Source organism: Streptomyces sp. YS-3 (assembly GCF_045257485.1).
GTDB lineage: Bacteria > Actinomycetota > Actinomycetes > Streptomycetales > Streptomycetaceae > Streptomyces.
In genome coordinates this window covers 1-5690 of the sequence record NZ_JBJHPC010000465.1, presented here as the reverse complement: position 1 = coordinate 5690, position 5690 = coordinate 1, and the positions used below count along the sequence as shown (strand labels likewise).

The following is a 5690-nucleotide window of genomic DNA, read 5'->3' as shown; positions in this document are numbered from 1 at the left end:
TCCCGGGGCTCGTCGAGCCCCCCGTCCACCGGTTCGTCCATGAGCTCGTCCGGCGGGAAGGGGCCGTCTTCGTCGAAGGTGTCGAAGTCGGGGTGGAGGTCGAGGTCGAAGTCGAAGGGGTCGTCGGCGGACCCGTCCTCGTAGGGGACGTACGGAAGGTCCGTCTCCTCGCGCGCGTGGTGCGGCTCTTCGGTACCCGCGCCGCCCTCCGCGTCCAGGTGGGCCAGGACCGTCTCCGCCGCCGCCCGCCGGCGCGCCAGGGACGTGGGGTCGAGCGGGAGCGGCCACGCGTGCGTGGCGGCGGACTCGCCCAGGGCCGGGTTCTCGGCGTCCTCGGCCGGGGCGTCGGCCCAGGCCTCGATCTCGCCGTGCCCCGCCTCGCAGTGGGCGTACAGCGCGTGCAGGAACTCCGACGGGCCCCGCGGCTTCTTCTGGCTCGGGCCCCACCAGTGGCCCGAGCCGAGCAGCAGCGAGCGGGGGCGCGTGAACGTCACGTAGCCCAGGCGCAGTTCCTCCGTGTGCTGGTGCTCCTTCAGCTCCTCCTTGAAGGCCTTGAGACCCTTGGCGTCCCACTCCGGAGTGGCCGGGAGGGTCGGGGCGTCGCCGCGCAGGGCGTGCGGCAGGACCTTGGCCTGGGCCGTCCAGGCCTCCCGCGACTGGGTGGAGGGGAAGACGCCGTTGACCAGACCGGGGACGGCGACCACGTCCCACTCCAGTCCCTTGGACTTGTGGGCGGTGAGCACCTTGACCGTGTTCTCGCCGCCGGGCAGGGCGTTGTCCAGGCCCTTCTCGTACTGGGCGGCGGTGCGCAGGAAGCCGAGGAAGGCCAGGAGCGAGGCCTCGCCGTCGAGGGCCGCGAAGCCGGCCGCTATGTCGAGGAAGTTGCCGAGGGTCTCGCGGCGGCGCGCGGCCAGGGCGTGCGGCGAGGCGGAGAGTTCGACCTCCAGGCCGGTGGTGTTCAGGACGCGGTGCAGTACGTCCATGAGCGAGTCCGCGAGCGAGCGGCGCAGATCGCGCAGCTCGGCGGCGAGCCGTGCGAAGCGCACGCGTGCCTCGGCCGAGAACGGCAGCCCGTCGTCCTCGTCGTCGCCCGCCTCCAGGAAGGTGTCGAGCGCGTCCGCCAGGGAGATCACCTCGGCCGGGTCGACGCCCTCCACGGCGTCCGCGAGCCGCTGGTCCGGGTCGTCCGAGCCGGCCTTCTCGCGCCGCACGAGACGGCGGGCGCGGCGGCCCAGCAGGGCGAGGTCGCGGGGGCCGATGCGCCAGCGCGGGCCGGTCAGGACCCGGACGAGGGAGGCGTTGGCGCCCGGGTCCTGGAGGACCTCGCAGACCGCCACGAGGTCGGCGACCTCGGGCAGGTGCAGCAGTCCGGAGAGGCCGACGACCTCGACGGGGATGTCCCGCGCCACCAGCGCGCCCTGGATCTGCGGGAAGTCGCCCGCGGTCCGGCACAGGACGGCGATCTCGCCGGGTTCCTTGCCGGTGCGCACCAGATGGGCGAGGGAGTCGGCGAGCCAGTCGATCTCCTCCTGGTGGGTGTCGAGCAGGGCGATACGGACCGTGCCGTCGCGCTCGGCGCCGGGGGCGGGGCGCAGCGCCTCCACGCCCGCGTGCATCGCGCGCAGCGGCGCGGCGAGCGAGTTGGCCAGGTCGAGCAGCCGGCCGCCGCTGCGGCGGTTCTCGCTGAGCGAGTGGCGGGTGGCCGGGCGCCCGTCCTCGTACGGGAAGTGGCGGGGGAAGTCGTCGAGGTTGGCCACCGAGGCGCCACGCCAGCCGTAGATGGCCTGGCAGGGGTCGCCCACGGCGGTCACCGCGTGTCCGGTCCCCTCGCCGAACAGGGCGGCGAGCAGCCGGCGCTGGGCGACCGAGGTGTCCTGGTACTCGTCGAGCAGCACGACGCGGAACTCGTCGCGCAGGATCCGGCCGACCTCGGGGCGGGTGAGGGCGAGCTCGGCGGAGAGCGCGATCTGGTCACCGAAGTCGAGCAGGTCACGGGACTTCTTGGCATCCCGGTAACGCACGTTGAGGTCGAGGAGTTCCAGTCGTCCCTCGGCCGCTTCGGGCACCTTGCGCAGATCGGCATTGCTGAGCTTCGCGCCCTCCAGGGCGCGAAGCAGCTCCCGGTCGTACGCCCGCAGCTCCTCGGGACGTACGAGGTGCTCGGCCAGCTCCGCGTCCAGCGCCAGCAGGTCGCTGACGAGGGAGGCGAAGGACTTGGTCAGCGCCGGGTACGGCCCCGGGGCCTCGCGCAGCACACGGGCGGCGAGCTGGTAGCGGGTGGCGTCCGCGAGCAGCCGGGAGGTGGGTTCGAGCCCTATGCGCAGGCCGTGGTCGGTCAGGAGCTGTCCGGCGAACGCGTGGTACGTCGAGATGCGCGGCTCGCCCGGAGGGTTGTCCGGGTCGATCGCGTCCGGGTCGGTGATGCCCGCCCGGACCAGGGCCGTGCGCACCCGCTCGGCCAGCTCGCCCGCGGCCTTGTTGGTGAAGGTCAGCCCGAGGACCTGCTCGGGGGCGACCTGCCCGGTGCCGACCAGCCAGACCACCCGGGCCGCCATCACGGTGGTCTTCCCGGACCCGGCGCCGGCCACGACGACCTGCGGGGCGGGCGGTGCGGTGATGCACGCCGTCTGCTCCGGGGTGAACGGGATGCCGAGGAGCTCTTTGAGCTCCTCGGGGTCGGTGAGGAGGGGCACCCCAGAGAGGCTAACGGGGACCACTGACAACCGTGGTCCCCGTCGGGGCCGGTGTGACGCTCCCCGCATCCGCGCCGGGAGCGCGCGCCCCCGTCCGCCCTGGGGGCGGCGCCGTCAAACCTTCACGCGGCCCCGGGGGGGGCGCCGCCGTCAGACTTGTCCGCCGGTCTCCTGGGAGCCGGGGCCGCCGCCCGGCTCCGCCCCGAGCTTCTCCAGGTCCATGACCAGGTCGCCGGGCGGAGCGGTGATCCTCACCGGCTTGTCGTAGTCGCTGAAGGTGACCGTGCCCGGCTCGGTGCCGCCCGTCTCGGCGACCTTCAGCAGATGGGCCGGCCCGCGCTTGGCGACGTACATCGTCACGGCGGAGCCGTCGCTCTTCTTCTTGGTGAGCGTGACGGCGGGCACACCGGCGACGACGGTGTCGGCGCCCTTCGTCATCCCGGTGCGGTCGCTCTTGTCGTCGTCCATTCCGGAGACGAGCTCGGAGAGCACACAGAACTGGCCCATGTCGTCGTCGGAGCCCTTGCCGTGGCGCTTCCGGGACTTCGAGGGTGCCTCCGTCGGCAGCTTCATCCAGCGGCCCTTGAGGAGCTCGACCATGGCGTCGGCCTCCTTCTTGGGGGTGCCGTCCTCCTTGGCCATGGCCCGGTAGAACTTCTCGTCGGCCTGCATGTAGTAGGCCTTGGGATCGGCCTTGAGTATGCGGGCCGTGCCGTCCTTGACATGCACGCTGCCGGAGCAGTTGCCCAGCCGGGTGACGGTGACCTCCAGGCTCATGTGCTGACCGTCGGAGACGCCCGCCCCGGCGACCTTCACGGTCTTGGCCGCCTTCGTCACGCCGACCGCCTTCTCGGCTATCGCGTCGGGCGTCATCCCCGCGAACGGGTCGGCGGGGGTCGCCGAGGCCGTCGGGGACGGCTTCGTGGCCACGGAAACGCCCTTGGCCCTGTTGTCACCTTCCTTGCCGCACCCGGCAAGGCCGGCGACGGCGGTCGTACCGACCACCGCGACGACCAGGACATTCCGGCTGACCCGCATCTGTCTCTCCTCATGGCTGGTGAGCGGAGACATCACGCGACTGAGGTGTCCCTGTCAGTACAGCGGCCCCCTCTTCCAAAACGTCACTCCAGCACCTGGCGCCCCTCGGGCAGGGCCGAACACGACGTACGGAAGGTGCAGTTCGTGCAGTGCTGCCCCGGGCTCGGGGTGAAGTGCTCATCCAGGACGCGGCCCGCGGCCGTGGCGAGGAGGTCGCCGACCCACTCCCCCGTCGGCGGCTCCTGCGTCTGGACCTTCGGATACGCCTCGCCGCCCTCCCTCTTGGGGGCGGGCTGGCGCAGATGGACCAGCTCGGCGCCGCCGGGCGCGGGGCGCTCGCCCGCGAACGCCTCGTCGACCGCGCCCCGCTCGACCGCCAGCTGGTAGACCGCCAGCTGCGGATGGGCGGCCACCTCGTTCGCCGTGGGTGCCTGCTTGCCGGTCTTGAAGTCGACGACATAGGCGCGGCCCGCCTCGTCCTGCTCCACGCGGTCCATGGAGCCGCGGATGCGGACCTCGTAGTCGCCCGCCTCCAGGGTCACGTCGAAGTCGTGCTCGGTGGCCACCGGGGTGCGGCCCGTCCGGTCGAGGGTGTGCCAGCGCAGGAACCGTTCCAGCGCCACGCGCGCGTTGTTCTTCTCCTGCTCCGACTTCCAGGGCGCGTCGAAGGCCAGCGCGTCCCACACCGAGTCCAGCCGCTCCATCAGCACGGCCAGATCGGCGGGCGTACGCCCGGAGGCGACCTCGTCGGCCAGTACGTGCACCACGTTGCCGAAGCCCTGCGCGGCGGTCGCGGGCGCGTCGGCCTTCACCTCGCGGCCCAGGAACCACTGGAGCGCACAGGTGTTGGCGAGTTGGTCGAGCGCGCTGCCGGAGAGCACGACCGGGTGATCGCGGTCGCGCAGGGGAACCGCGGAGCGCGTCGGCTCGTTCAACCCCCACCAGCGGTACGGGTGGGCCGCGGGCACCAGCGGCTGGCCCTCGTCGTCGGTGAGGGCGGCGAGGCGGGCGAGGCGGCGGGCGGCGGCGTCCCGCAGCGCCTCGGACGCCTCGGGGTCGACGGTGGTCGCGCGCAGCTCCGCCACCAGCGCGGCGACGGCGAGCGGGCGGCGGGGCCGACCGGTGACGTCCTTCGGCTCCTCGCCGAGTTCGGCGAGGAAGCGGGAGGGCTGGTCGCCGTCGTCGGCCGGGGCCTTGACCGCCGTCACGACGAGCCGGTCGCGCGCGCGGGTGGCGGCGACGTAGAAGAGACGGCGCTCCTCGGCCAGGAGGGCGCCGGGGGTGAGCGGTTCGGCGAGACCGTCGCGGCCGATGCGGTCGGCCTCCAGGAGCGAGCCGCGGCGGCGCAGATCGGGCCAGAGGCCTTCCTGGACGCCCGCGACGACGACCAGGCACCACTCCAGGCCCTTGGAGCGGTGCGCGGTCATGAGGCGTACGGCGTCGGGGCGTACGGCGCGGCGGGTGAGGGTGTCGGCGGCGATGTCCTGGGCGTCGACCTCCTCCAGGAAGTTGAGCGCGCCCCGGCCGCCGGTGCGCTCCTCGGCGCGCGCCGCGGTGCCGAACAGCGCGCACACGGCGTCCAGGTCGCGGTGGGCGTTGCGGCCCGCCGTGCCGCCGCGCAGCGCGGCGCGTTCGAGGCGCTGGGGCCACGGGGTGCCGCTCCACAGCTCCCACAGGGCCTCGGCCGCGGTGCCGCCGCCCTGGAGGAGCTCGCGGGCCTTGCGCAGCAGCGCGCTCAGGCGCTGGGCGCCCCGGGCGTACGCGGGGTCGTGCGCGACCAGCCGCTCCGGCTCGGCGAGCACGCACGCGAGGAGGACGTCGGAGGGCGGCGGCACCCGGTTGCCCGCGGCCCGCTCCTCGTCGCGCAGCGCGCGGCCGAGCCGGCGGATGTCGGCGCTGTCCATGCCCCCGAGGGGCGAGGTGAGCAGGTCGAGGGCGGTCTCGGGGTCGAGCCAGGGG

Annotated in this window: 3 protein-coding genes; all 3 read right to left on the bottom strand. The window is 73.8% G+C overall.

The features are described from left to right. A partial coding sequence (locus ACJA3G_RS28285; RefSeq protein WP_406555875.1) for an ATP-dependent helicase occupies nucleotides 1–2762 on the bottom strand: 2762 nt, incomplete at its 3' end. 81 nt (nucleotides 2763–2843) lie between these two features. Beyond that, complete coding sequence (locus tag ACJA3G_RS28280; protein WP_406555874.1) at nucleotides 2844–3731, bottom strand: hypothetical protein; 888 nt, start codon at nucleotides 3729–3731, stop codon at nucleotides 2844–2846. An 83-nt stretch (nucleotides 3732–3814) separates the two neighbouring features. Continuing rightward, nucleotides 3815–5690 (bottom strand): PD-(D/E)XK nuclease family protein (locus ACJA3G_RS28275; RefSeq protein WP_406555873.1); only part of this gene is annotated, 1876 nt, incomplete at its 5' end.